The sequence below is a fragment of the Streptomyces sp. 840.1 genome, from assembly GCF_003751445.1.
In the GTDB taxonomy this organism is placed as follows: Bacteria; Actinomycetota; Actinomycetes; order Streptomycetales; family Streptomycetaceae; genus Streptomyces.
Window position 1 is genome coordinate 2,489,353 of sequence record NZ_RJUU01000001.1, and the last position, 23,207, is coordinate 2,512,559.

20 protein-coding genes are annotated in these 23,207 nt (G+C 71.8%); 14 read left to right on the forward strand and 6 right to left on the reverse strand.

Going from position 1 to position 23,207, the window contains the following annotated elements; translation table 11 throughout:
- The first annotated feature begins 117 nt into the window (after positions 1-117).
- The 5 genes from EDD93_RS11395 to EDD93_RS11415 all read left to right on the forward strand — a co-directional run bounded on the left by EDD93_RS11395 (position 118) and on the right by EDD93_RS11415 (position 5,181).
- Positions 118-2,331 (forward strand): MMPL family transporter, encoded by a 2,214-nt coding sequence (locus tag EDD93_RS11395; protein ID WP_123525046.1) that lies wholly within the window; start codon positions 118-120, stop codon positions 2,329-2,331.
- 5 nt (positions 2,332-2,336) lie between these two features.
- A complete protein-coding gene (locus tag EDD93_RS11400) occupies positions 2,337-3,596 on the forward strand; it encodes a sensor histidine kinase (RefSeq protein ID WP_123525047.1) in 1,260 nt (419 codons plus the stop codon).
- Positions 3,593-4,249 (forward strand): response regulator transcription factor, encoded by a 657-nt coding sequence (locus EDD93_RS11405; RefSeq protein WP_123525048.1) that lies wholly within the window; start codon positions 3,593-3,595, stop codon positions 4,247-4,249. Before EDD93_RS11400 ends, EDD93_RS11405 begins: the two co-directional genes overlap by 4 nt.
- Before the next feature lie 107 nt (positions 4,250-4,356).
- Positions 4,357-4,944 carry a DUF2975 domain-containing protein gene (locus EDD93_RS11410; RefSeq protein WP_123525049.1) on the forward strand — a complete coding sequence of 196 codons (588 nt, stop codon included), beginning with the start codon at positions 4,357-4,359 and terminating at the stop codon, positions 4,942-4,944.
- Positions 4,945-4,947: 3 nt separating this feature from the next.
- On the forward strand, positions 4,948-5,181 hold the full coding sequence (locus EDD93_RS11415) for a helix-turn-helix transcriptional regulator (protein WP_123525050.1): 234 nt from the start codon (positions 4,948-4,950) through the stop codon (positions 5,179-5,181).
- On the opposite strand, the gene EDD93_RS11420 is transcribed toward EDD93_RS11415, so the two are convergent.
- Together EDD93_RS11420 and EDD93_RS11425 are read right to left on the reverse strand one after the other, a co-directional pair.
- On the reverse strand, positions 5,153-6,475 hold the full coding sequence (locus EDD93_RS11420; RefSeq protein WP_123525051.1) for an ammonium transporter: 1,323 nt from the start codon (positions 6,473-6,475) through the stop codon (positions 5,153-5,155). The two genes, EDD93_RS11415 and EDD93_RS11420, sit on opposite strands and share 29 nt — an antisense overlap.
- Before the next feature lie 167 nt (positions 6,476-6,642).
- The gene (locus tag EDD93_RS11425; protein WP_123525052.1) at positions 6,643-8,193 is read right to left on the reverse strand and encodes a hypothetical protein; all 1,551 of its coding nucleotides are present in this window, start codon (positions 8,191-8,193) and stop codon (positions 6,643-6,645) included.
- 409 nt (positions 8,194-8,602) lie between these two features.
- Here EDD93_RS11425 and EDD93_RS11430 point away from each other — a divergent pair, with 409 nt between their 5' ends.
- The 6 genes from EDD93_RS11430 (at position 8,603) to EDD93_RS11455 (ending at position 15,593) form a co-directional block, all read left to right on the forward strand.
- Entirely contained in the window at positions 8,603-9,586 is a 984-nt protein-coding gene (locus tag EDD93_RS11430; protein WP_123525053.1) for an ABC transporter permease, read from the forward strand.
- A gap of 13 nt (positions 9,587-9,599) precedes the next feature.
- Positions 9,600-10,571 carry an ABC transporter permease gene (locus EDD93_RS11435; protein WP_260255691.1) on the forward strand — a complete coding sequence of 324 codons (972 nt, stop codon included), beginning with the start codon at positions 9,600-9,602 and terminating at the stop codon, positions 10,569-10,571.
- Complete coding sequence (locus tag EDD93_RS11440) at positions 10,568-12,655, forward strand: ABC transporter ATP-binding protein (protein WP_123525054.1); 2,088 nt, start codon at positions 10,568-10,570, stop codon at positions 12,653-12,655. Before EDD93_RS11435 ends, EDD93_RS11440 begins: the two co-directional genes overlap by 4 nt.
- Positions 12,656-12,783: 128 nt before the next feature.
- Entirely contained in the window at positions 12,784-14,466 is a 1,683-nt protein-coding gene (locus EDD93_RS11445) for an ABC transporter family substrate-binding protein (protein ID WP_123525055.1), read from the forward strand.
- 161 nt (positions 14,467-14,627) lie between these two features.
- A complete protein-coding gene (locus tag EDD93_RS11450; RefSeq protein ID WP_123525056.1) occupies positions 14,628-15,311 on the forward strand; it encodes a DUF998 domain-containing protein in 684 nt (227 codons plus the stop codon).
- Positions 15,312-15,365: 54 nt separating this feature from the next.
- Positions 15,366-15,593 carry a hypothetical protein gene (locus EDD93_RS11455; protein ID WP_123525057.1) on the forward strand — a complete coding sequence of 76 codons (228 nt, stop codon included), beginning with the start codon at positions 15,366-15,368 and terminating at the stop codon, positions 15,591-15,593.
- Positions 15,594-15,809: 216 nt separating this feature from the next.
- On the opposite strand, the gene EDD93_RS11465 is transcribed toward EDD93_RS11455, so the two are convergent.
- Complete coding sequence (locus EDD93_RS11465) at positions 15,810-16,286, reverse strand: hypothetical protein (protein ID WP_123525058.1); 477 nt, start codon at positions 16,284-16,286, stop codon at positions 15,810-15,812.
- 150 nt (positions 16,287-16,436) lie between these two features.
- Positions 16,437-16,991, reverse strand: a complete 555-nt coding sequence (locus EDD93_RS40155) for a DUF664 domain-containing protein (RefSeq protein ID WP_311318306.1) — start codon at positions 16,989-16,991, stop codon at positions 16,437-16,439.
- On the opposite strand from EDD93_RS40155, the gene EDD93_RS11475 reads away from it, so the two are divergent.
- Positions 16,962-17,732: a polysaccharide deacetylase family protein gene (locus tag EDD93_RS11475; RefSeq protein ID WP_123525059.1), complete on the forward strand. Its 771-nt coding sequence runs from the start codon at positions 16,962-16,964 to the stop codon at positions 17,730-17,732. The two genes, EDD93_RS40155 and EDD93_RS11475, sit on opposite strands and share 30 nt — an antisense overlap.
- Before the next feature lie 282 nt (positions 17,733-18,014).
- Here EDD93_RS11475 and EDD93_RS11480 read toward each other — a convergent pair whose 3' ends face one another.
- Both EDD93_RS11480 and EDD93_RS11485 read right to left on the reverse strand, forming a co-directional pair.
- The gene (locus EDD93_RS11480) at positions 18,015-20,393 is read right to left on the reverse strand and encodes an ABC transporter permease (RefSeq protein WP_123525060.1); all 2,379 of its coding nucleotides are present in this window, start codon (positions 20,391-20,393) and stop codon (positions 18,015-18,017) included.
- Positions 20,393-21,160, reverse strand: a complete 768-nt coding sequence (locus EDD93_RS11485) for an ABC transporter ATP-binding protein (RefSeq protein ID WP_123525061.1) — start codon at positions 21,158-21,160, stop codon at positions 20,393-20,395. The genes EDD93_RS11480 and EDD93_RS11485 overlap by 1 nt, the downstream gene beginning before the upstream one ends.
- 109 nt (positions 21,161-21,269) lie before the next feature.
- Here EDD93_RS11485 and EDD93_RS11490 point away from each other — a divergent pair, with 109 nt between their 5' ends.
- Positions 21,270-22,490 (forward strand): sensor histidine kinase, encoded by a 1,221-nt coding sequence (locus tag EDD93_RS11490; RefSeq protein WP_123525062.1) that lies wholly within the window; start codon positions 21,270-21,272, stop codon positions 22,488-22,490.
- On the forward strand, positions 22,475-23,122 hold the full coding sequence (locus EDD93_RS11495) for a response regulator transcription factor (RefSeq protein ID WP_123525063.1): 648 nt from the start codon (positions 22,475-22,477) through the stop codon (positions 23,120-23,122). Before EDD93_RS11490 ends, EDD93_RS11495 begins: the two co-directional genes overlap by 16 nt.
- The last annotated feature ends 85 nt before the right edge of the window (positions 23,123-23,207 follow it).

Here is a 23,207-nt window from a genome sequence, read left to right on the forward strand (position 1 = left end):
CGCGCACCGGCCGGGTACGGGGGAAGGCCCCCGGGGCCTTGTCCACCGGTCGGTGGACACCGGGTTCCACCGGGCGGGGCTGCCGGGCGAGGGGCCTCGCGGACGAGCATTTACCGCATGAGAATACGACCCGTACGCATGGCCCGCTGGAGTGCGCGGCACCCGTGGAAAGCGATCGTCGGCTGGTTCCTCTTCGTGCTGCTGTGCCTCGGCGCGGGCATCACGGCAGGCAACAACCCGGCCACCACCGAGGACTTCTGGGTCGGTGAGGCCGGCCAGGCCGAGTCGATGGCCACCGACGCCGGCCTCCAGCGCAGGCCCACCGAGCACATCCTGATCCGGTCCGCCTCCGGCCCCCTGGACAGCGCGGAGGCCACCGCCGCCGCCCATGACGTCACCGCCAGGATGAGCGCGCTCGCGGAGGTCCAGGAGGTCGCTCCGCCGGTCCGCTCGAAGGACGGCACCGCACTGCGGGTGACCGTGGTGATGAAGGGCGCCGAGCTCGACGGCAAGAAGAACGTCGTCCCGCTCCTCGACGCGACCGGGAAGGCGGCCGACGCCCACCCGGGGCTGATCGTGGAGGAGACCGGGTCGCCTGCCATCTCCAAGGGCGTCAACGACCAGCGCGGCAAGGATCTCGCGCTCTCCGAGCGCCTCACCCTGCCGGTCACGCTCGTCATCCTGCTGATCGTGTTCGGCTCCGCCGTGATGGCCGGGGTGCCGCTGCTGCTGGCGCTCTCCTCGATCGCCGCCACGATGGGCCTGGCCATGCTGGCCTCGCACCTGATGCCCGACCCGGGCGTCGGCACCAACATGATCCTGCTCATCGGACTCGCGGTCGGCGTCGACTACACGCTCTTCTACCTCAAGCGCGAACGCGAGGAGCGGGCCCGCGCCAAGGGCCGGCTCGGCCCGGAGGCCTTGGTGGAGCTGGCCGCGGCGACGGCGGGCCGTGCCGTGGTGGTCTCCGGCCTCGCGGTGATCGTCTCCACCGCCACCCTGTACCTCGCCACGGACGTCATCTTCTCCTCACTGGCGACCGGCACCATCCTGGTCGTCGCCGTCGCCGTGATCAGCTCGCTCACCGTGCTGCCCGCCCTGCTCGTCAAGCTCGGCCACCGCGCCGAACGGCGTGCCGCCAAGAAGGCCGCCCGGCGGGCCGAGCGCGGCACACCCGCCGTGACGAAGAGCGCGAAGCCCGAGAACGGCCGGGTGTTCGGCGCCCTCCTGCGCCCCGCCCGGAAGCACCCGGCGATCACCCTGTGCGTGTCCGTGCTCGTGATGCTCGCCGTGGCCGCGCCCGCGCTGGGGCTGAAGCTCATCGACCCGGGCAAGGACACCTTCTCCCGCGACATCCCGGCCATGCAGGTCTACGACCGGCTCACCGCCGAGTTCCCCGAACTCCTGGTCAAGCACGAGGTGGTGACCCGCTCCGCCCCCGGCCGGGCCCCCGAGGTCAGGCAGGCCCTGACGGAGCTCGGGCGCCGGGCCCAGACGGACCCGCTCTTCGCGCGGAACGCCGCGCCGGTGCTGCGGACCTCCGGTGACGGGCGGATCAGCGTGCTGGAACTGGGCGTGCCGCACCCGGCTCCCTCCGACGAGGCGATCGCGTCCCTCGACCACCTCCGTGACCAGTACATCCCGTCCACCGTCGGCAAGTTGGCCGGCGCGGACACCGCGGTGAGCGGTGACGTGGCCCGGGGCCAGGACTATGTGCACCACGAGCGGAACAAGCTGCCGCTCGTCATCGGCTTCCTCCTGCTGCTGACCTTCGTGGCCACGGCGGTCGCCTTCCGCTCGGCGGTCGTCGGTCTGATCGGCGTCGTACTGAACCTGCTGTCGGCGGCGGCCGCGCTCGGCGCGCTCGTGCTGGTCTTCCAGGGCACCTGGGCGGAGAGCCTGCTGGACTTCGACTCCCTCGGCGCGATCGCCTCCAGGGTGCCGCTCTTCCTCTTCGTGATCCTCTTCGGACTGTCGATGGACTACCAGGTCTTCGTCGTCAGCCGGATCAAGGAGGCCATGGAGCACGGGATGTCGGCCCGCGAGGCGGTGCTCGACGGCATCGAGCGGTCCGCGAAGGTGGTCACGAGCGCGGCGCTGGTCATGGTCACGGTGTTCGCCGCCTTCGTCTTCCTGCACCTCACCGAGATGAAGCAGATGGGCTTCTGCCTCGCGGTGGCGGTACTGCTGGACGCCGTCATCATCCGGATGATGATCCTGCCCTCCGCACTGCTGCTCCTGGGCGAGCGCGCCTGGCGCCCGCTGCGCCCTTCACGGCGGCGTGCGCGGAGCACCGAACCTGCCGCTCCCGCTCTCCCGCACGTAATCTGACGGCCATGCTTCAACGGCCGCAGCGCGACGATCCGGTCTGGATCTGGGTGCTCCACGGGTGGGAGGCGCTCTCCTGGGCGCTGGCCGCCCTGGTCACCCTGATCACCCTGCTGGGGGGCACGTCCCCGGGACGCAAGCTCGGACTGCTCGCGCTGATGGCCGTGCTCGCCCTCTGCTACGCCCTGGTGCGGCTGCGGCCCGGCAACCCGGGCTTGAGCCCGTACGGATATCTCGGCGTGCTCGCAGTCGTGCTGGGCGGTGTCTCGTACCTCGGGGACGGCTTCGGGGTGTTCTACGCCGTGATGCTGACCCAGTTCATCGTCTTCGCGGACAGCCCGAGGGGCGCGATCCTGGCCACCGGGCTCGGCGCCCTGGCGATCACGGTCGGCGGCAGCCTGCGGGAGGGCGGGCGGGCCGAGGTGTTCCTCAGCAACTCGGCCTCCTCCCTCGGTGTCTGGGCCGTCGCCGTCGTGATGGCGGTGCTGACTCCCCGGGCGCTCGCCCGGCGCGACGAACGGGCCGCACTGCGTGCCGAGTTGCGGAGCACGCAGGTCGAACTAGCCGAGGTGTACCAGCGGCAGGGCGCCGCGGAGGAACGCGAACGGCTCGCCCGGGAGATCCACGACACCCTCGCCCAGGGCTTCGCCTCCATCATCGTGCTGGCGGAGGCGGCCAGGTCCCAGCTGTCGGTGGACACCGAACGCAGCGCCCAGCAGCTCCAGTCCATCGAGCAGACGGCCCGGGAGAACCTGGCCGAGGCCCGGGTCCTGGTCGGCGCCGCCCCCAGCAGCGGGGTGGCCGCCGGCTCGGTCGCCACGACGCTCCGGCGCACCCTGGACCGCTTCACCGAGGACACCGGCCTCACGGTCACGGCGGAGCTGGCCGACATCGAGTGCGACCAGCCGACCCGGATCGCGCTGCTGCGGTGCACCCAGGAGTCGCTGGCCAACATACGCAAGCACGCCGCCGCCTCCACCGTGGGCGTCGTCCTGGCCCGGCAGCCCGAAGGCGCGGAACTGGAGATCACCGACGACGGGCGCGGGTTCGTCGTCGAGGACTCCCACGGCTTCGGGCTGGACGGCATGCGACGGCGCCTCGCGGAGTTCGGCGGCGGCCTCACCGTCACCAGCTCGGTCGGGGACGGCACCCGCATCCTCGCCACGATCCCGCTGAGCACACCGCCCCCGCCGGGCATCACAACCCCGCTGAGCCAGGGCCCGCCGAGCCACGAACCCTCTGAACGACAGGCCCCAGGTGTGACATGACATCAGACCACGCGGCAGCCGCCGCCCCGCTGCGCATCATCCTGGCCGACGACCACACCGTGATGCGCGCCGGTCTGGTCGCCCTGCTGGGCTCCGAGCCCACCGTCGAGATCGTCGGTGAGGCGGGCGACGGCCGGGAGGCGGTCGGCCTCGTCGAGCGGCTCCGGCCGGACGTGGCCCTGCTCGACCTGCGCATGCCGGTCCTGGATGGGGTGGGCGCGACCACGGAGATCGTCGCGGGCCCCACGTCCACCCGCGTCCTGATCCTCACCACGTACGAGACCGACGCGGACATCGAGCGCGGTGTGGAGGCGGGCGCCACCGGCTACCTGCTCAAGGACGCCACCCGGGAACAGCTCGTCGACGCCATCCACGCGGCCTCCCGGGGCGAGACGGTGCTGGCACCCCGGGTCGCCCAGCGGCTGGTGGCCAGGATGCGCCGGCCGGTGCCGGTCACGCTGACCGCCCGTGAGGCCGAGGTGCTGGACGCGGTGGCCGACGGGCTGTCCAACGGGGAGATCGGCCGGCGGCTGTTCATCGGTGAGGCGACGGTGAAGACCCATCTGCTGCGGATCTTCGCCAAGCTCGACGTCAACGACCGTACGCGCGCGGTCGTTGTCGCGATGAACGGCGGTCTGCTGCAACGCCGTTAGGGCCCCCGACCACATCGCGCCGGGACGGGCGGAAGGTTCCCGCACTTGTCGTTTATCGATATGCCCCTCTACAGTGGGCATATCGATATTCGATGGATGGGGATGCGATGAACAGTCGACTCACGAGCGTGCTGGCCTCCGTGACCTTCGGGCTGGCGGTGCTCAGCGGGCTGGCCTTCCTCGGCAAGGGTGCCTCGCACATGCTCGACGACGGAGCGGTCTGCGTGGAGACGGGCTTCTGGGCCAACGCCCGGCTGGCGCCGGAAGGCCTGCCGGTCGCGAAGGGCGTCGAGGCCACGGGCAGCCTCACGCGCCTCTGCCAGGAGAGCCCCTCGGTGGGCCAGCGCGCGGCCGACCTCGGGAGCGGGCTGCCCTGGCTGCTGTTCGGCGCGCTGGCGCTGCTGCTCTTCTCCCGGCTGCTGACGACCGTGCTGAAGAAGGGCCCGTTCACCGAGCCGGTGGCCCGGCAGCTCACCACGCTCGGCTGGGTCGTCGCAGCCGGTACGCCGCTGGCCGGTCTCGTCGTCGGGTGGTCGCAGTCCTGGCTCGTAGGGTCGATGGCGCCGGTGGTGGGTTCCGGGCCGACGGTCGCCGGGCCGCTGGTTCTGGTGTTCGCCGGCCTCGCCGGTGTGATCCTTGGCAGGATCATGCGCGACGGTGTGCGCATGCGGGAGGACCTCGAAGGGACCGTCTGACTGATGCCCGAGGACGAAATCCACTCGATCCGTATTCACCTCGACCGGCTCCTGGCCGAACGCGGCATGACGCTCACCGAACTGTCCGCGCAGGTGGGGATCACCGTCGTCAACCTGTCCGTGCTCAAGAACGGGCGGGCCAAGGCGGTCCGCTTCTCCACCCTGTCGAGGATCTGCGAGGTCCTCGGCTGCCAGCCGGGGGACCTGATCACTCACGAACCCGCCGAGCGGGCCTAGGCTCCGCGCGGGCGTCGGTGGCGAGCGCCGCGCCGTGGCCGAGGGCGCCGTGGTCGTAGGCGCTCTCGGCGTGCAGCGTCTGGTCGAGGCCGGTGAGCTCCTCGTCGGCGGAGGCCCGCAGGCCCATCAGCCGGTCGATCGCCTTGCCGATCCCGTACGTCATGAGGAAGGTGTACGCCGCCACGGCGAGGACGGCGACGGCCTGCCGGCCGAGCTGGGCCGCGCCGCCGCCGTAGAGCAGCCCCTCCGGGCCGCCGGTCATCGTGGTGGTCGCGAACAGGCCGATGAGCAGCGTGCCGACGATGCCGCCGACGAAGTGCACGCCGACCACGTCCAGCGAGTCGTCGTAGTCGAGGCGGAACTTCCACCCGACGGCGTAGGAGCAGACGACCCCGGCCGTGAGTCCGACCGCCGCGGCCCCCACGATGCCGACCGTGCCGCAGGCGGGGGTGATCGCGACGAGCCCGGCGACCGCGCCCGAGGCGGCGCCGAAGGTGGTGGGGTGGCCGTCGCGCTTCTGCTCGACGAAGAGCCAGCCGAGCAGCCCGGTGCAGCCGGCGACGAGCGTGTTGAGCATCGAGGCCGCCGCCAGGCCGTTGGCGCCCAGGGCCGAACCGCCGTTGAAGCCGAGCCAGCCGAACCAGAGCAGTCCGGCGCCGAGCATCACCATGGGCAGGTTGTGCGGGCGCATCGCGTCCTTCTTGAACCCGATGCGCGGCCCGACCACCAGCGCGAGCGCCAGCCCGGACGCCCCGGAGGCGATCTCCACCACCAGTCCGCCGGCGAAGTCCAGCGCACCCAGCGAGTCCTTGATCCAGCCGCCGGGGCCCCACACCCAGTGGGCGACGGGAGCGTATACGAGCAGGGTCCACACCGGTACGAAGACCAGCCAGGCGGCGAACCTCGTACGGTCCGCGATCGCGCCGCTGATCAGGGCCGCCGTGACGATCGCGAACGTCAGCTGGAACGTGGTGAACAGCAGGGTGGGGACGCTGCCGGTGAGGCTCGCGGGACCGATGCCCGCCATGCCCAGGTGGCCGAGGCCGCCGACCAGGCCGCCGAACGCGTCGCCGTCGAAGGCCAGCGAGTAGCCGGCGAGCAGCCAGACGACCGTGACCAGCGCGATCGACACGAAGCTCATCATCAGCATGTTCAGGACGCTCTTCGTGCGGACCATGCCGCCGTAGAACAGCGCCAGGCCCGGAGTCATCAGCAGGACGAGCGCGGTGGCGGCCAGCAGCCAGGCGGTGTCGCCTGTGTCGAGGCCTGCCGCGGCCAGATTCACGGGGGTCACTGTGGGGGTCCCTCCTCGGAACGGCGTGCGGGTCGGGCGACAGAGAGGCTGTCGGAGAGCGTGACCGGCGCGCGTTTCGTAACGGGGACCCGGGTGTTTCCGCGATATTTCATTGCGGGGTGGTTGCCGAAATCTCACCACCCCGGACGGCGGACAGGGGACCCGGTTCAGCAGTGGCGTGCCCGGGGCAGCCCGTAGACCGAGTCCAGCCGGTAGGTGCCGCTCCTGGGCACGGTGAGCTCCGTCCAGTCGCCGTCCTGTCGCAGACAGCCGCCGGCGCCGCGCCCGCCGACCTCGCGCGCCCGCAGCCACGGCGAGTACGCCAGCCGCACCGTCAGCGAGCCCGCCCTCGGCACCCGGACCACCAGGTCGGCCTCGCCGCCGCTCACCACCTCGGCCGGCACCGGCACCAGGGGCACGGCGTCGCGCACCCGGTAGACGGACCAGCCGTCGTCCCGCCACACCCGTCGCAGCCAGGGCAGCCCGCCGCGCACCAGGGCCGCCTCGGCCTCGGCGGGGCCGTCGGGCTGCCCGTGGTGCAGCACCACGTACCCCACGGCCCAGCGGTCCAGCCAGGCACGGTAAGTGGCCGGGGACAGCGTCCCGTCGTAGAAGAGGCGCCCCCGCTCCACGTCGAGCTGCCGGTTCCAGCCGCGTGCCATGTTCACGTGGCGGGCCAGCACCGTCGCCTCGCGGTGGTTGCGGGCGGGGACGACCTCCACACGGGTCCGGCCGGCGTTCAGGCGGCGCAGTTCGCTGACGACGCCGTCCGTGCGGGCCGCCCATACGGGCACGTCGTTGGAGACCCGGAGGTCGTCCAGGGTCTTGTCGGCCAGCCAGTTGGCGGACAGCCCGAGGGCCACGGCGATGACGACCGTACGCGTCCAGTTCCGCTCCCGGACGAGCTCCAGGAGCGCCGCGAGGAGCACGGGGACGGCGACGAGGCCGAGGAGCCGCTCCACGTTCGTCCCGATCGGGGAGGCGACGAGGAAGACGAGGACGACGCCGACCGCGTACACCACGGCCCCGTAGCGCGGGACGCGCCACCGCCGGGCCGCCGGCGCCGCGAGGGCCAGCGCGGCGCAGATCATGAGCGGCATCCACAGCCGGCCCCGGTTCATGGGCTGCTCGCCCTCGCCGGGGAAGAGCAGCGCTACCGCCGCCACGACGGCGAAGAACGGCACGATCAGGACGACGCCCTTGCGCCACTGCCGGTCCAGCAGGTACGCCGCCCCCGCCACCACGAGGAACAGCCCCGCCACCGGACTGGCCATCGCCGCCAGCGCCCCGGCCACGAGCGGGACCACGACGCGGCCGACGTACAGGCAGGCGACGAGCCCGATCGCGACGCCGAGTGCGAACGTCGTACGCCCCGAGGCGACGTTGCACCACAGGGCCAGCGAGGCGAGGACCGCGGGGGCCAGCGGCCGGCGCACCCCGGTACGGACGAACAGCAGGGCGATCAGCCACGATCCGGCGATCCCGGCGGCCACCGAGACCGTCCGGACGCCGAGGAAGGCCATCAGGTACGAGGAGAAGACGCTGTACCCGGCGGTGTGGATGCCGCCGTACCAGGACAGGTTGTACGCGGAGCCCGGGTGGCGCGCGGTGAAGCCCGACCAGGCGAGCTGCGCGGCCAGGTCGCCGCCGCCGGTCGCCAGGACGGCCGCCCACACGGCGTACAGCGGCACCACGACGGCCACCGCGACGAGCGGCACCAGGTGGCGCCGCCACCAGGGCGGTACGGCCGTTTCCCCGTCCCCGCCCTCCCGCCGCAGCTCATCGACGTCACCCGTACTCGCTCGCACTTCCCCGCTGACACCCACCCGGGCAACCCTAGGGTCTTTTGTCGGGATCGGGCGGGGCCACCGCAGGTCTGCGGCCGCCCCGGGCCGAACAGTTGAGAGCATATCGTGACATGTCAGGACTGTTTGCTACAGCGGTATGTCGGTGTCATGGCAGGACCGGCCGCGCTCTGGTGGTGCCGTGCACGGGCGGCCGAGACTGACGTCCGCACATCTGTGCTCACGGCCCGTCCCCCCAGAAAGCTCCACGGCACATGCATACGTCCCCACGGCCCGGCGCCCCCGAAGCGCACCGCTCGCGTGCGGTCAGGAGGTGCCGAGCATGGTGCGCTACGTGACGCGCAAGGCTGCGGGCTGGCTGCTGATGATCGTGGTCGCGATCAACGCCACCTATTTCCTGGCCAGTTGGTTCCTGGACCCGCGCTCGAACTTCAAGGAGCTGCGGCCCGTCCGCAGCGAGGCCCGGATCGACGACGCGCTGGCGCCCTACAACCTGGACCCGCGGGTGCCGGTCGTGCGGCGATGGTGGGACTGGCTCGGCTCGGTGGTCACCCACTTCGACTGGGGGAGCTCGCCCACCGGCGTCTCCGTCAACGGCGAGATCGGCTACCGCTCCCTCGTCAGCGCCGAACTGGTCGTCATCGCGACGGTCCTGTCCGTGGTGATCGGTGTATCGCTGGGCGTGTACACGGCGTCGAGGCAGTACGGCTGGGCCGACCGCGTGTCACAGGCCTTCTCCATCGCGGTGTTCAACATCCCGACGTCCGTCGCCGCGCTCGCCGTCGTCTTCGTCGCCATCTGGCTGAACCAGCATCTGGGGCTGCGCTTCCTCTACGTCGCCGGGGAGAACTCACCGAACGTCGAAGGGCTGCTCCCGACGATCGGCGACCGATTCCTGCACCTGATCCTGCCGACGCTGACCCTCACGCTGATGGGTTACGTCGGCTACCACCTGACGCAGCGCTCACTGCTGCTCGACACCATCAACGCCGACTTCGTACGGACCGCACGGGCCACCGGACTCACCCGGACCCAGGCCGTCCGCAGACACGCCCTGCGCACGGCGCTCATCCCGACGGCGACCTCCGTGGCGTTCAGCGTCCCGGCCATCTTCACCGGGGCCGTCATCACCGAGACGATCTTCGGCTGGAACGGCATGGGCCGCTACTTCATCCAGACCATCAGCAAGAACGACGTCCACGGCACGGTCGCGACGGCCGCCTTCGCCGCCGCCCTGACCGCGATCGGCGCGATCCTCGCGGACATCGCCACGGCCCTCCTCGACCCGAGAGTGCGGGTGAGCTGACGTGGCCGCGGACATGACCCCCGTAGCGAAGTCCGGGACGGCCCCCGTCGCGAACGACGGTACGAGCACCCTCACGAAGGGCGGGACAACCACCCTCACGAAGGCCGGCGCCAACCGGCGCAACCTCGGCCTCGGGCGGCTCTACCTGCGGCGCTTCCTGCGCAACAGGCTCGCCGTCGTCGGCGTGGTGATCTTCGTGCTGCTGGTGCTGTTCAGCGCGGCCGGCGACCTGTTCACCTCGTACGCGTACTCGGACGCGGACTTCGCCGCGCTCACCCAGCCGCCGAGCTCGGCCCACTGGTTCGGTACCAACCAGGGCGGCAACGACATCTACGCCTCGGCCGTGCACGGGCTCAGACGCTCCCTGGTGATCGCCGTGAGCGTCTCCGTCCTGACCGTCGTCGTCGCGGCGCTCATCGGCTCCGGCGCCGCCTACTTCGGCGGCCGGACCGAGAAGGCGACGCTCGCGGTCATCCACTTCCTGCTGATCGTCCCCTCCTTCCTCATCCTCGCCCTGGTCTCCAACCGGCTGGCCGGGGACTGGCGGGTCCTCATCGTCGTACTGACGGTGTTCGGCTGGATGTCCACCGCGCGGGTCATCTGGTCCGTGTCGACCTCACTGCGCGAACGGGACTACGTGACAGCCGCCGAATTCATGGGCGTCGGCCCGCTGCGCATCATCCTGCGCCACATCATCCCCAACCTCGGCTCGCTCCTGATCGTCAACCTCACGCTCGGGGTCGTGGCGACCGTCCTCAGCGAAACCGCCCTGTCCTACCTCGGGTTCGGCGTCCAGGCACCGGACGTCTCGCTCGGCACGATGCTCGCGGACGGCGCGGGCACGGTCACGAGCGCCCCCTGGCTCTTCGCGTTCCCCGCGGCACTGGTCGTGCTGCTCACCGTGTCGATGACCTTCGTCGGCGACGGACTGCGCGACGCCCTCGACCCGATGTCCGTGACCGGCGCGGCAGGAGGCCGACGATGACCCGTACGACAACGCTGACCAGGACCGGACTGCCCGACGGATCCGTCACCCCGGTGCTCTCGGTGCGGGACCTGCGGATCTCCTTCCCCTCGGAGGCCGGGACCGTCGAGGCGGTGCGCGGCGTCGGCTTCGACCTGCTGCCGGGCCGGACCCTCGGCATCGTCGGGGAGTCCGGCTCGGGCAAGTCGGCCACCGCCATGGGCGTCATGGGGCTGCTGCCGCCCTCCGCCGCCCTGAGCGGCCAGGTGCTGCTGGAGGGCCGGGACCTGGTCGGCCTGGGCGACAGGGAACTGTCCGAAGTGCGGGGCAGGTCCATCGGCATGGTGTTCCAGGACCCGCTGTCCGCGCTCACCCCGATCTTCTCCGTCGGCAGACTGCTGTCCGACGCCCTGCGGGTCCACCAGGACCTGACGAAGCGGGCGGCCCGGGAACAGGCCGTCCAACTGCTCGACCTCGTCGGAATCCCCGACCCCCGGGGCCGGGCCGGCGCCTTCCCGCACGAGTTCTCCGGCGGCATGCGCCAGCGCGTCGTCATCGCCATGGCCATCGCCAACAAGCCGTCCGTCCTCGTCGCCGACGAACCCACCACCGCCCTCGACGTCACCGTGCAGGCCCAGATCCTCGACGTCCTGCGCCTGGCACAGCGGGAGACCGGAGCCGGCCTCGTCCTCATCACCCACGACCTCGGGGTCGTCGCCGGCTACGCGGACGACATCGCCGTCATGTACGCGGGCCGGATCGTGGAGCGGGCCGGGGTGGACGAACTGTTCCGGCGGCCGGTCATGCCCTACACCGCGAGGCTGCTCGCCGCCGTCCCCACCGTCGACGCCGGGGTCCACCGCCCGCTCGTCCCGATCGGCGGGGAGCCGCCCGCCCTGGTCGGCCTCGCGCCCGGCTGCCCCTTCGCGGACCGCTGCGCCCTCGCGGTGGACGCGTGCCGCACCGAGGAACCCGCACTCCGCGAGATCGCCGGGCACGGGGACGTGGCCTGCCTGCGCGCCGACGAGACGGCCGACGGTTCGCTGGACCCGGCCACGTCCGCCGGGGATGCGGCCGCCTCGGACGCACCGGCCCGCGCCGGGGCCGGTGAGGTGGTGCTCCGGGTCGAGGACCTCGTCAAGACCTTCCCGGTCACCAAGGGGGCCGTCCTCAAGCGCCGGGTCGGCACGCTGCACGCCGTCAGCGGAGTGAGCTTCGAGCTGCGGGCCGGCGAGACCCTGGGCCTGGTGGGCGAGTCGGGCAGCGGCAAGACCACGACCCTGATGGAGATCCTCCGGCTCGGGCGGCCCGAGGGCGGCCGCATCGAGATCGCCGGCACCGAGGTGGGCGCGGCCGGTTCCGCCGCCCGGGTGCGGGAGTTGCGCCGGGACGTGCAGATCGTCATGCAGGACCCGCTGGGCGCGCTGGACCCGCGGCTGCCCGTCTACCAGCTGCTCGCCGAACCCCTGCAGGCCGTCGGGCGGGACCGCGAGGCGATCCGCTCCCGCATCGGTGAACTGCTGGCGCTGGTCGGTCTGGACGACGCGGTGAGCGACCGGTTCCCGGCCGCGCTCTCCGGGGGGCAGCGCCAGCGGGTCGGTATCGCGCGGGCCCTGGCGACCGAGCCGAGACTGCTCGTCCTGGACGAACCGCTCTCGGCCCTGGACGTGTCGGTGCAGGCCGGCGTGATCAACCTGCTGGCCCGGCTCAAGCGCGAACTCGGCCTGGCCTACCTGGTGGTGGCCCACGACCTCGGCGTGGTCCGGTACATCTGCGACCGGGTCGCGGTGATGTACCTGGGGCACATCGTCGAGACCGGGGACACCGAGACGGTCTTCTCCGACCCCCGGCACCCGTACACCCGGGCGCTGCTGTCGGCGATCCCGGTGCCCGATCCGCAGCGCGAGCGCACCCGTGAGCGCGTCGTGCTGGAGGGCGAGCAGCCGAGCGCCGTCGCGCTGCCCGCGGGCTGCGTCTTCGTGGACCGCTGTCCGCTCTACCGCCTGGCCGACGAGGACGTGCGCGAGCGCTGTCGTACGGAACGCCCCGCACCGTCCGAGGTGGCGGGGCGGCCCGGCCACCAGTACGCCTGTCACGCCGTCTGAGACCGGCTCCGCGGTCCGGGAACCCCGTTCACGGCCGCCGGCCACGCGTTCGGGCCGTTCGCTCACTTCTTTCCCCCGCCAGGCCCTCCGGCCCGGCGGCTCCACCGAACCCGAAGGAACCTTTCGTCATGCGCGCAGGACTGGCTCTCCCCCTGGCACTGGTCGCCGCCGTCTCCGTGGCGGCCACCGCGTGCCAGTCCTCCGGCGGGAAGGACACCGACGGCCCGAACGGGAAGGACGCCCCCGGGGCCGCCTCGGCCGCCGTCGACTACAACCCCCAGCCGTACGAGAAGATCAAGGACGGCGGCACCTACACCACGGTCGGCACCTTCGACGACCAGGGCAACCCGTTCAACGTCAACGCCACGCTGACCGCGAGCCGGGTCTGGGGCTGGTACAACGCGGATGCGATCACGTACTCGCCGACCGGCGAGGTGCAGTACAACCCGGACTACTACAGCGATGTGAAGGTCGCGGTCGAGGGCGGCGACCAGAAGGTCACCCTGACGATCAACCCGAAGGCGTCCTTCAACGACGGCACCCCGATCGACTGGAAGGCGATCCAGGCGACCTGGAAGGCCAACAACGGCTCGGACAAGGCCTTCGCCGCCTCGTCCACGGACGGCTACGACCAGATCACCTCGGTCGAGCAGGGCAAGAACGCCAAGCAGGCCGTCATCACCTTCAAGGGCGTCAACGCCTCCTGGTCGACCCTGTTCACCACCTTCCTGCACCCGAAGGCCGCCACGGTCGGGAACTTCAACAAGGCGTACGTCAAGAAGGCCCACCCGGAGTGGGGCGCGGGACCGTACACGGTCGGCAAGTGGGACACGCACTCCGGCAACATCACCTTCGTCCGCAACCCGAAGTGGTGGGGCAGGAAGGGCAAGCTCGACAAGCGCGTCTACGTCAACCTGGAGCCGACGGCGGGCGTCAACGCCTTCAAGAACGGCCAGCTCGACTACACCTCCGCCGTGGACGCGGAGAGCCTCAAGCAGATCAAGGGGCTCAAGGGCACCGAGATCCGCAGCGGCGGCAGCCCCTTCGAGTACGCGCTGTACTTCAACACCAAGTCCGCGGTCCTCTCGGAGACGGCCGTGCGCAAGGCCGTCGCGGAGAGCGTCGACCGCGCGCAGATCGCGAAGATCCAGTTCCAGGGGCTCGACTACCGGGAGCCGCTGCCCGGTTCGGCCGTGCTGTACAGCTTCCAGAAGGGCTACCACGACAACGTGTCGGCCGTACTGAAGCACGCGCCGGACGAGGCCGGGAAGGAGCTCGACGCGGCCGGCTGGAAGCCCGGCCCGGACGGCGTCCGGGCCAAGAACGGCAAGCGGCTCGACGTCGGGTACACGCTCCTGGGCGATGATCCGCTGGGCAAGGCCACCGCGGGCGCACTCGCCGCGATGCTCAAGCCGGTCGGCATCCACCTCGTCATCAAGAAGGGCGACGACGCGGACTTCTCCAAGGTCCTCAGCGACCGGCGCTTCGACCTGTTCCTCTCCGGCAACCGCTCGATGGACCCCTTCGGCGCCCGCTACCTGTGCGACTTCTACTGCTCGGACCGCGACTCCAACATCACCGGCGCCGGAACGCCCGCGCTGGACAAGGAGATCCGCGCCACCACGGAGATCGCCGACCTCGACAAGCAGACCGCCGCGGTCAACGAGGTCGAGCGGAAGGCGCTGCGCCAGTACGCCTTCCTGCCGCTGTTCAGCGGTCCCTCGACCTACGGCGTGAAGAAGGGGCTCGCCAACGTCGGCGCGACCATCTTCAACAGCCCGCTCCCGGAGACGGTCGGCTGGCAGAAGTGACGCGGCGGAGGGCGCCGGTACGGGCGGCCGGTCCGTCGAGCAGCCGCACGCGGCGCTGCCGACGACCGGCCTCCATGTGGCCCAGGTCACATATGCGGGCTCGATGACTTCTCGGGGCGGCGTGGGTCATACCTGCAACACCCGGACGAGAAAGGCCCGCCATGACTCAGACGCTCAACTCCCGCCAGTACACAGCAAGTTCGGCCGAAGCGCAGGCCGCCGTGCCGTCGTCCTCCCGGCTTCTGTCCGCCGGTGCGGTGGTCGCCGGCCCGCTGTTCCTCGGCGCGGGCATCGCGCAGGGCCTGGCGCGGGAGGGCTTCGGTTTCACCCGTAACGCGATCAGCCAGCTGGCCCTCGGCGACCTGGGCTGGATCCAGACCGTGAACTTCGTGCTCACCGGCGTCCTGCTGCTCGCCGGGGCGGCCGGCCTGCGCCGCGTACTGAGACCGGAGCCGGGCGGGACCTGGGGGCCGGCGCTGATCGCCGTCTTCGGGGCGTCGTTCCTGGTCGCGGCCGTCTTCCGGGCCGACCCCGGAGGCGGCTTCCCCGTCGGCTCCCCGGAGGCCGGCACGCTGAGCGCGCACGGTGCGGGCCACATGGCCGGCGGCGGGATCGGATACCTCGCGCTGTCCGTCGCCTTCGTCGTCCTGGCCCCTCCGCTGGCGGCCCGGGGCCACCGGGGCTGGGCGACGGCCTCCCGGATCGCCCCGGTCGTCGTCCTCACCGGATTCATGGCCTCGGCCGCCTCGGTCCTGGTGTTCACCCTCGGAGCCGGCCTCGGCCTCTGCTGGCTGGCGGCGGTCACGGTCCGGCTGCTCACCAGCCGTTCCGCGCAGGGGCGTTAGGCCGTACCGGCGGGCGTGCGGCGGGTGATCGCCCCGCCGGTAGGCTCGTCCGCCATGCCCATACCGATGCCCACCCGGATCACCCCGCGCGGCACGAGAGCCGCCCTCGTCATCGCCGCCGTGTTCGCGTCCGGCTGGTACCTGGGGCAACCCGTGCAGGCCGCGCGGTGCGAGGCGCCGCCGAGGACCGTGCGCTACAGCGACCACCTGGCCGCCGACACCCTCCCGGACTGCGACGAGAAGCCGCGCCTGCTGGCCTGGCTCACCGGGACCCTCCGCTGAGGGCCGGGCGGGACCGCGGCCCCCGGCGCCGGCCCTGACGACGGAGACCTCCCACGGCTCCTTGCCGGGGCCGTGGACCCACACCGTGTCCTGGAGGGCGTAGCAGCAGGCCACCGACGCGTCGAGGAGCACCGGCACGGCAGCCCCGGCCGGCGTCGTAGGACCGCTCGTCGAAGTGCCCGTCCTCATCGGCCCGGCCCATCTGGCAACTTACGGTTACGGAGCGCCGTGGCCCTGATCCTGGAGCGACGCGACGCGGGTGGCGACCAGCCGGCCGTTGACGTGCGGATCCTGCGGAACGGGCAGCACCTGCTCACTGGCACACAGCAACTGCACCTTCCCCGCAGCGGCCAGAGTGACCACACCGGTCGCGCTGAGAGACGCTTCGTTGTAGCCGCTGCCGCGCGGCGTGGCCATCGAGGCGCCGCCCGTGACGTGACAGGTTGCCTTGTCGGCATACACCAGAGACGCGGAACCGGTGAGCGTGTAGGTGCCCTGCGGCAACGTGAGAGCCACCACCTGCGTCGGCGACCCGCCGATCGACGTGACCGAGTAAGCCGTGTAGGTATCGCCCGCAGCGGCGGACGCGGCGGTCGCCTGCTGCCCCGCACCCACTCCCACCCACACCGCTCCCAGCGTCACCACAGCCGCCAGCGCCGTAGCTGCGGTTCCCCACGTTCTTCTGGCACCCATAGCGTGTCGTCCTCCTCGATGAGTTCCGTGGTCGGCGAACGCCAAAGTAACGGCTGCGCACACGTCTGCTCCGTGGGAGTCCGACCTGTCGGCCAAAGGTCATCGGCCGGTTGAACGCAGGTTCCTCACCCACCACGCACCGTTCATCCGTCACTTCGCGGGCCCGCTCCGGGCGCGGCCTCTCGTCAACTCCGTGTCCAGCGACAGGCCCGCGGTGATCTCCCTCAAAACGGCCGTCTGCTCCTCGAAGTACGCCGCCCAGTGCGCGACCGTGTCGCGCTCGTCGACACGGAAGTCCTCCTCGTACCAGCCCTCTTCCACCGTCTCGGGCCACTCGCCGGGGAGCACCCGCCCCGCGACGATGACCTGGAACCACCGGCGTTCCCAGAGCGCGGCGTGCTTGAGCAGGCCCAGCAGGGACAGCGGGCTCACCGTCGGCGCCCTGCGGGCGTCCGCGTCGGACACGCCCACGATCTTCCGGAGCAGGTCATGCCGCGCGACGCTACCGATCTGCGGAACGGACCACGGGGGCCTCGCACCTGTCGCGGATCGCCTGCGTTTGTCGCCGGTCCCCTGCAGCTTTGTCCGCGATCCGTAACGGGGGATCTTGTGGCGGCGTTCGTATGTCTTGATGGGTGCAGGGCATCGGCGAAGACGACAAAGGGGTGGGCGGACATGGCGAAGCACAAGGGAAGGGGATGGCACGGCAGGCTTCTCGCGGCGGCGCTCGGAGTGACGGCGGTGGCGGCCGCCACCTCGGTGTGGACCGCGCAGGCCGACACCACCGGAGGGCGGCAGCCGCAGGCACGGGCCGGCGCACCGGCCAACGGTCCCGCGGCCAAGGTGGCCGAGGACATCGCGCACGCCTCGGACCGGGGCGCACGGGGCGTCAACATCACGATCGACGACGGACCCGACCCCACGTGGACCCCGCAGGTGCTGCAGCTCCTGAAGGAGAGCGGCGTCAAGGCCACGTTCTGCATGGTGGGCACCCAGGCCCAGGCCCACCCGGACCTGGTCAAGGCGGTCGTGGCGGGCGGGCACCGGCTCTGCGACCACACCGTCTCGCACGACACCTCGATGGACCACAAGTCCGAGGCCTACCAGTCCCAGCAGATCCTGGACGCCGAGCGCATGATCACCAAGGCGTCCGGCGGCGTCCGGCCGCAGTACTACCGAGCCCCCGGCGGCGCCTTCACCCCGTACAGCCGGCACCTCGCCGCCTCCCGGGGGATGCGGCCGCTGGGCTGGAACGTCGACACGAAGGACTTCGAGCACCCCGGTGTCGCGGCGATCGTCGCCACCGTGAAGAGCGAGATCTCCAACGGGCCGACCATCCTCTTCCACGACGCCGGCGGGGACCGCGCCGAGACCCTGGCCGCGCTGCGCGAGGTGCTGCCCTGGCTGAAGGAGCAGGGATACAGCTTCGGCTTCCCCGTGCGGTGAGTGCTGCTCTCCCGCGCACACGCCACATCCCGGCTCCGGCAAGGGCGGACCGGGTTGGGTCGGGCGGCGACGGCCGGACGTCCCGGGCGCGCTGTCTGCTGAGGAAGAGGCCGGACCACCACCGCGAAAAGCATCGTTGAGTCCCGTGGAGCCCCCCGCAGGAACGCCCTCATCCGCGCATCGGCACGCACACAAGCCGGCCGCATCACACCTGATGCCGCCGGCTTCCGTGCGCGCCGAGCCCGGGGTGGCCGGGTTCCCGGGCCTGCTGTCCTGTCGTTCCTAGGTGTTCTGCTTGCGGAGTGTCCTGGAGGTGACCAGTACCCCGGCGGCGACGGCTGCCAGGAGGGTGCCGAGGACGGCGGCGACGATCACGGGGGCGTTCAGGTGCAGGCTCACATCGGTGGAGGTGGCCTGGGACAGGCCGGAGGCCATCGCGGCCAGCGGGGGCAGTGTGACCAGGACGCCCAGGGCGGCGCCGATGACGACCAGGAGCGCGGTCTCGCCCGCGGCCAGGAGAACGAGCTGGCGGACCGTGCCGCCGGCGGCCTTCATGACTTCGTAGTCGCGGCGGCGGCCGTGGGCCGCCATCGCCATGCTGTTGGCGACCGCGATCACGCTGTAGCCGACCGAGATCACGATGAGCATGGTGGCCAGGCTGTCGGTGAGCTCGGCGTCGGTGTCGTAGTCGGCCAGTGCGTACTCCAGGGCGTCATGGGTGGCGGTGCCGGGTACGGCGTCGGTGGCCTTGACGCCGGCCGGGACGAAGACGTCGTCGGTCAGGGCGGCCGGGTCGTGGGCGCGGACCAGGCCGCGGGCGACGACGAAGTCGCCGCGGGCCGGGTCGTCGGGCAGCACCGCGCTGACCCTCAGGGTGACGGTGGCGCCGTCGTCGAACCGGACCGGGACCCGCCGGCCCTCCTTGAGGTTCAGGTCCTTGGCGGTGCGGGTGCCGACGACGGCCTGGCCCGGCTCGTCCCACTTGGCGTCCCGGCTGCCCAGGACGTCCATGACGACGGGGCTGTCGGCCTTGCCGACGAAGGCACGGGTGGGCAGGGCGGCCTTGCCGACCGGGTTGGCGGCGACGACCTCGTCGGTGTTCCCGGGGGTGCCGTCCGGGGTGACGATCGTCTGGCCGGCGACTTCGAGGGCCGCACCCGCCGGGTAGGCGAAGCGCATCGTCTCGACCGCCCCGCTGAGCAGGACCGCGAAGCCGACCGCGGCGATGACGGGGGCGACCAGGGCGGCCGCCCGGCGGGCATTGGCGGTGAGCTCGGAGCGGATCAGGACCGGGGCGGCCGTGCCGCGACTGCGGAAGGGGGCGGTCAGCAGCCGGCCGGCCGGGCCCACCAGGACCGGGGAGAGGAGAGCGGCGGCCACGACGAGGGTCATGGTGGCGAAGAGCGCCGTCCCGATCCGGTTGTCCGCACCGGTGGTGGCGGTGGCGATCGCGAGGACCACGCCGAGGCCCAGTACGGCCGAACCGGTGATCCAGCGGCCGCGTCCCATGGCCGTGTTGGCCGAGCGGCTGTCCAGTAGCGCCTCGATCGGAGCGACCCGGGTGGCCTTGCGCCCTGCCGACCAGGCGCCGATCACGCTGACCCCGATGCCGACCGCGGCCGCGGCCGGCATCGGCCAGGCGGCCACGGTCACCCGCATGCCCGGCGGGACGACGCCCAGGCCGTCGAGGATGTTGCGCAGCAGCGGTGCGCCGGCCACGCCTGCCAGACAGCCGGCGATCGAGCCGAGGAGGCCGACGACGGCGGCCTCACCGAGGATCATGCGGCGGATCTGGGCGGGGGAGGCGCCGATGGTGCGCAGCAGGCCGATCTCGCGGCGGCGCATCCCGGTGGAGAGGACCAGCATCGAGGCGACGACGAAGACGGTGGTGAAGAGGCCGAGGGCGGCCATGGCGCTGATCAGCTGCACGCCGAGGAAGCGCTTGTGCTCGATGTACTCCGGCTGGAGCTCGGAGCGGGAGTCTCCGGCGGCGATCGTGCCCTTGCCGTCGAGGACCTTCCGTGCGGCCGAGGAGATGGCGGAGGCGGAGGCGCCCTTCTCCGGAACCAGGCCGATGGCGCGCACGCCGGGCTGCTGAGCGGCGGCGAACGCCTCGCTGAAGTAGTAGCCGGGACCGTCGACCGTGCCGGTGACGGTGAACTGCCGCCGGCCCTGGGTGATGTTGACGGTCAGCCGGCTGCCGACCGGTACGCCCAGGGCGCGGTCCACCACGACGTCGCCCCTGCCTTCCGGAGCCTTTCCGGCAACCAGCCGGTAGGGGGCCATCAGGGCGCTGTCCCAGCCGTGGCCGGACTCCAGGGCGCCCTCGTCGGTGACGGGCCTGCCGTTCCGGATGGCCTGGGCGTAGAAGGAACGGTCCAGGACAGCGGTGGCCACTCCGGGCACCGCGTCGAACCGGTCCCTGAGCGGTGCCGCCTCGGACGGGCTCCACGGGATGCGGTCCTCGGGGCTGCCGTCCCGGTCGAGGGCCTGCTCCGGGAGGGCCATGGCGGCGGCGCCGGCGTAGCGGGGCTGGACGGTGGGGCGGGCGGAGTCGTAGATGATCAGGGTGGTGGTGACCAGGGCGACACCGACCAGGACGGCGAGAAACGCGCCGAGGAATCCGGACCGGCGTTCGCGTACGTTCGCGAGAATGAGCATCACGCCTCCATCCGGGCCATGCGGGCGGCGACGGCCTCGGCGTTGTTGGTGCCGGCATCACGGTCCAGTGCGATCCGGTCCGCGATCCGGCCGTCCTTCAGGAACACGACGACGTCGGCGAACGCGGCGGCCACCGGGTCGTGGGTGACCATCAGCGTGGTCTGTCCCTCCCGGTCGACCAGCATCCGCATCATGCGCAGCACTTCCTGCGAGGTGACCGTGTCCAGAGCGCCGGTGGGCTCGTCGGCGAAGAGGACGTCGGGGCGGGTGACCAGGGCGCGGGCCAGCGCGACGCGCTGCTGCTGGCCGCCGGAGAGCTGACTGGGCCGGTGCCCGGCGCGCTCGGCCAGGCCCACGGAGGCCAGCGCGGCGTCGACCTGCCGCCGGTTGGCCCTGCGGCCGGCGAAGCGGGAGGGGAGCTCCACGTTCTGGGCCGCGGTCAGCGACTCCACCAGGTTGAAGGCCTGGAAGACGAAACCGATGTGATCGCGGCGCAGTTCGGTGCGCCGCGCCTCGTTCATACGGCCGATGTCCGAACCGGCGAGGATGATCTGCCCCTCGCTGGGCTGCTCCAGGCCCGCCGCGCACTGCAGCAGCGTCGACTTGCCCGAACCGGACGGGCCCATGATCGCGGTGAACGTGCCGCTCGGGAATCCGAGGGTGACCCCGTCCAGGGCTGTCACCGCGTGATCGCCACTGCCGTGTACCTTGCGCAGGCCGCGCAGTTCGACCGCGGCCTGAACTGGGGTGTTCCTCGTTGCCGTCATGCATTGATCCCACCGCGGGCGGGGGGCCCCGGGCACTGGCCCTTCCTCTACTTCCGGGGTAGTGCCACCTCTACTCCGGCGGGGGCGTGACCGGGCTACGGTGCCCGGTATGCGTCCCACAACGGCCTGGCAGGCGATGGCCCAACGCCCGGTGAGTTTCCTGACGTCCAGCTGGCCGTGGCGTTCCCTGGCCTACCTGGCCGGCGGGGTGGTGGTCGGTGCGGCAGCGACCGTGGCCCTCGTCGCCGGCCTGGCGACGGGGCTCGTGCTCCTGGTCGTCCTGCTCGGCATCGCACCCCTGGTGGGCCTGGTCCTGGGTTCCACGGTGGTGGCGTCGGTGGAGCGACGGCGGCTGCGGCTGGTCGACCTGGACCCCGTCCCCAACCCGCACCGCGCCCCACCGGCTCCCGGCTTCAGGGCCTGGGTGGCGACCCGCCTCAAGGAACAGGCCACCTGGCGTGAGCTGATGTTCACCCTGATCTCGGCCGCCGCACTGTGGTGGCTGGACCTGCTGGTCCTCGGCTTCTCCTTCGGGGTACCCGCGATCACGGTCTCCTCGCTGGACGGCGACACGTGGCCCTGGGCCGTCTTCGGCGCCACCGTGCTGCTGGCCTCCCCCTACACACTCACCTCCTGGGCGGGCGCACGGGCCGCGATGACCCGCACCTTCCTCGCCCCGCGCGACCAGGAACTCGGCGAGGAACTGCGCGAGGTGCGCGCCACCCAGTCCCGCCTCCTGGACTCCTTCGACGCCGAACGGATCCGTATCGAGCGCGACCTGCACGATGGTGCCCAACAGCGCCTCGTCTCCCTGGGCATGACCATCGCGATGCTCCGCCTCGACACCCCGCAGGACTCTCCGCAGTCCGAGCTGCTGACGCAGGCCGAGACGCAACTGAGCTCTGCGAACCAGGAGTTGCGCGCCCTGATCCGAGGCCTGAACCCGCCCGTCCTGGCCGACCACGGGCTCGTCGCGGCGATCGAGGACTACGCGGGCCGGTTCCCGATCCCGGTCACCGTCGACCTGCGGCTGCCCCAGCGGCTGCCGAGGAAGATCGAGACCACCATGTACTTCCTCCTCAACGAGGCGCTCACGAATATCGCGAAACACAGCGGTGCCAGCACCGCTGCCGTACGCGGCCGTTATCATTCCGATCTGCTGATCCTGGACATCACGGACGACGGCCGCGGCGGCGTGGACACGGAGGCGGGCAGCGGGGTGACCGGGCTGGCCGACCGGGTCACGGCGCTCGAAGGCCGGATGCGGGTGTCGAGCCCGGCCGGCGGTCCCACCCTGCTGCACGTGGAGGTACCTTGTCGCTTCGCCTGATTGTGGCCGAAGACGCCGTCCTGCTGCGTGAAGGCCTCGTCGGCCTGCTGCAACGGGTCGGACACGAGGTGGTGGCCGCGGTGGGTGACGCCGACGCGCTGGTCGCGGCCGTCCGCGCCGACCGCCCTGACCTGATCGTCACCGACGTACGGATGCCGCCGACGATGAGCGACGACGGCCTCAAGGCGGCCGTGCGGCTCCGGCAGGAGTTCCCCGGGCTGCCCGTACTCGTGCTCAGCCAGTACGTGGAACGCTCCTACGCGCTCGGTCTGCTGGACTCCGGCGGCGGGGCGGGCGTGGGCTATCTGCTCAAGGAGCGGGTGGCGGCGGTCGCCGACTTCACCGCTGCGATCGACCGCATCGCCGTCGGCGGGACCGTCGTCGACCCCGAGGTGATCCAGCAGCTCGTACGGCTGCGCCAGGACCCCCTGGAACGGCTCAGTCCCCGAGAGCGCGAGGTCCTCGCGCTGATCGCGCAGGGGCGCTCCAACGCCACCCTCGCGGCCGAACTGTTCATCAGCGAGGCCGCCGTGAACAAGCATGTGGGCAACATCTTCGCCAAGCTCGACCTGCCCGTCGGAGCCGAGGGGAACCGGCGCGTGCTGGCCGCCCTCGCCTACCTCCGGGCGTGACACGGCCTCCTGTTCCCGCAGGCGCTCCGGCTGAGCAGCCCACGGGCCCGCACGGCGGGGGAGGCCCCGCACGCGTCGATCGCGC

Bases quoted from the DNA above. Each gene is read 5' to 3' on its own strand.
- EDD93_RS11410 (WP_123525049.1), top strand. From the start codon at position 4,357: ATGAACAGTCGACTCACGAGCGTGCTGGCCTCCGTGACCTTCGGGCTG.
- EDD93_RS11465 (WP_123525058.1), bottom strand. From the start codon at position 16,286: ATGGGTGCCAGAAGAACGTGGGGAACCGCAGCTACGGCGCTGGCGGCT.
- EDD93_RS11485 (WP_123525061.1), bottom strand. From the start codon at position 21,160: ATGACGGCAACGAGGAACACCCCAGTTCAGGCCGCGGTCGAACTGCGC.
- EDD93_RS11480 (WP_123525060.1), bottom strand. From the start codon at position 20,393: ATGCTCATTCTCGCGAACGTACGCGAACGCCGGTCCGGATTCCTCGGC.
- EDD93_RS11450 (WP_123525056.1), top strand. From the start codon at position 14,628: ATGACTCAGACGCTCAACTCCCGCCAGTACACAGCAAGTTCGGCCGAA.
- EDD93_RS11435 (WP_260255691.1), top strand. From the start codon at position 9,600: ATGACCCCCGTAGCGAAGTCCGGGACGGCCCCCGTCGCGAACGACGGT.
- EDD93_RS11490 (WP_123525062.1), top strand. From the start codon at position 21,270: ATGCGTCCCACAACGGCCTGGCAGGCGATGGCCCAACGCCCGGTGAGT.
- EDD93_RS11400 (WP_123525047.1), top strand. From the start codon at position 2,337: ATGCTTCAACGGCCGCAGCGCGACGATCCGGTCTGGATCTGGGTGCTC.
- EDD93_RS11475 (WP_123525059.1), top strand. From the start codon at position 16,962: ATGGCGAAGCACAAGGGAAGGGGATGGCACGGCAGGCTTCTCGCGGCG.
- EDD93_RS11395 (WP_123525046.1), top strand. From the start codon at position 118: ATGAGAATACGACCCGTACGCATGGCCCGCTGGAGTGCGCGGCACCCG.
- EDD93_RS11415 (WP_123525050.1), top strand. From the start codon at position 4,948: ATGCCCGAGGACGAAATCCACTCGATCCGTATTCACCTCGACCGGCTC.
- EDD93_RS11430 (WP_123525053.1), top strand. From the start codon at position 8,603: ATGGTGCGCTACGTGACGCGCAAGGCTGCGGGCTGGCTGCTGATGATC.
- EDD93_RS11455 (WP_123525057.1), top strand. From the start codon at position 15,366: ATGCCCATACCGATGCCCACCCGGATCACCCCGCGCGGCACGAGAGCC.
- EDD93_RS11445 (WP_123525055.1), top strand. From the start codon at position 12,784: ATGCGCGCAGGACTGGCTCTCCCCCTGGCACTGGTCGCCGCCGTCTCC.
- EDD93_RS11440 (WP_123525054.1), top strand. From the start codon at position 10,568: ATGACCCGTACGACAACGCTGACCAGGACCGGACTGCCCGACGGATCC.
- EDD93_RS11405 (WP_123525048.1), top strand. From the start codon at position 3,593: ATGACATCAGACCACGCGGCAGCCGCCGCCCCGCTGCGCATCATCCTG.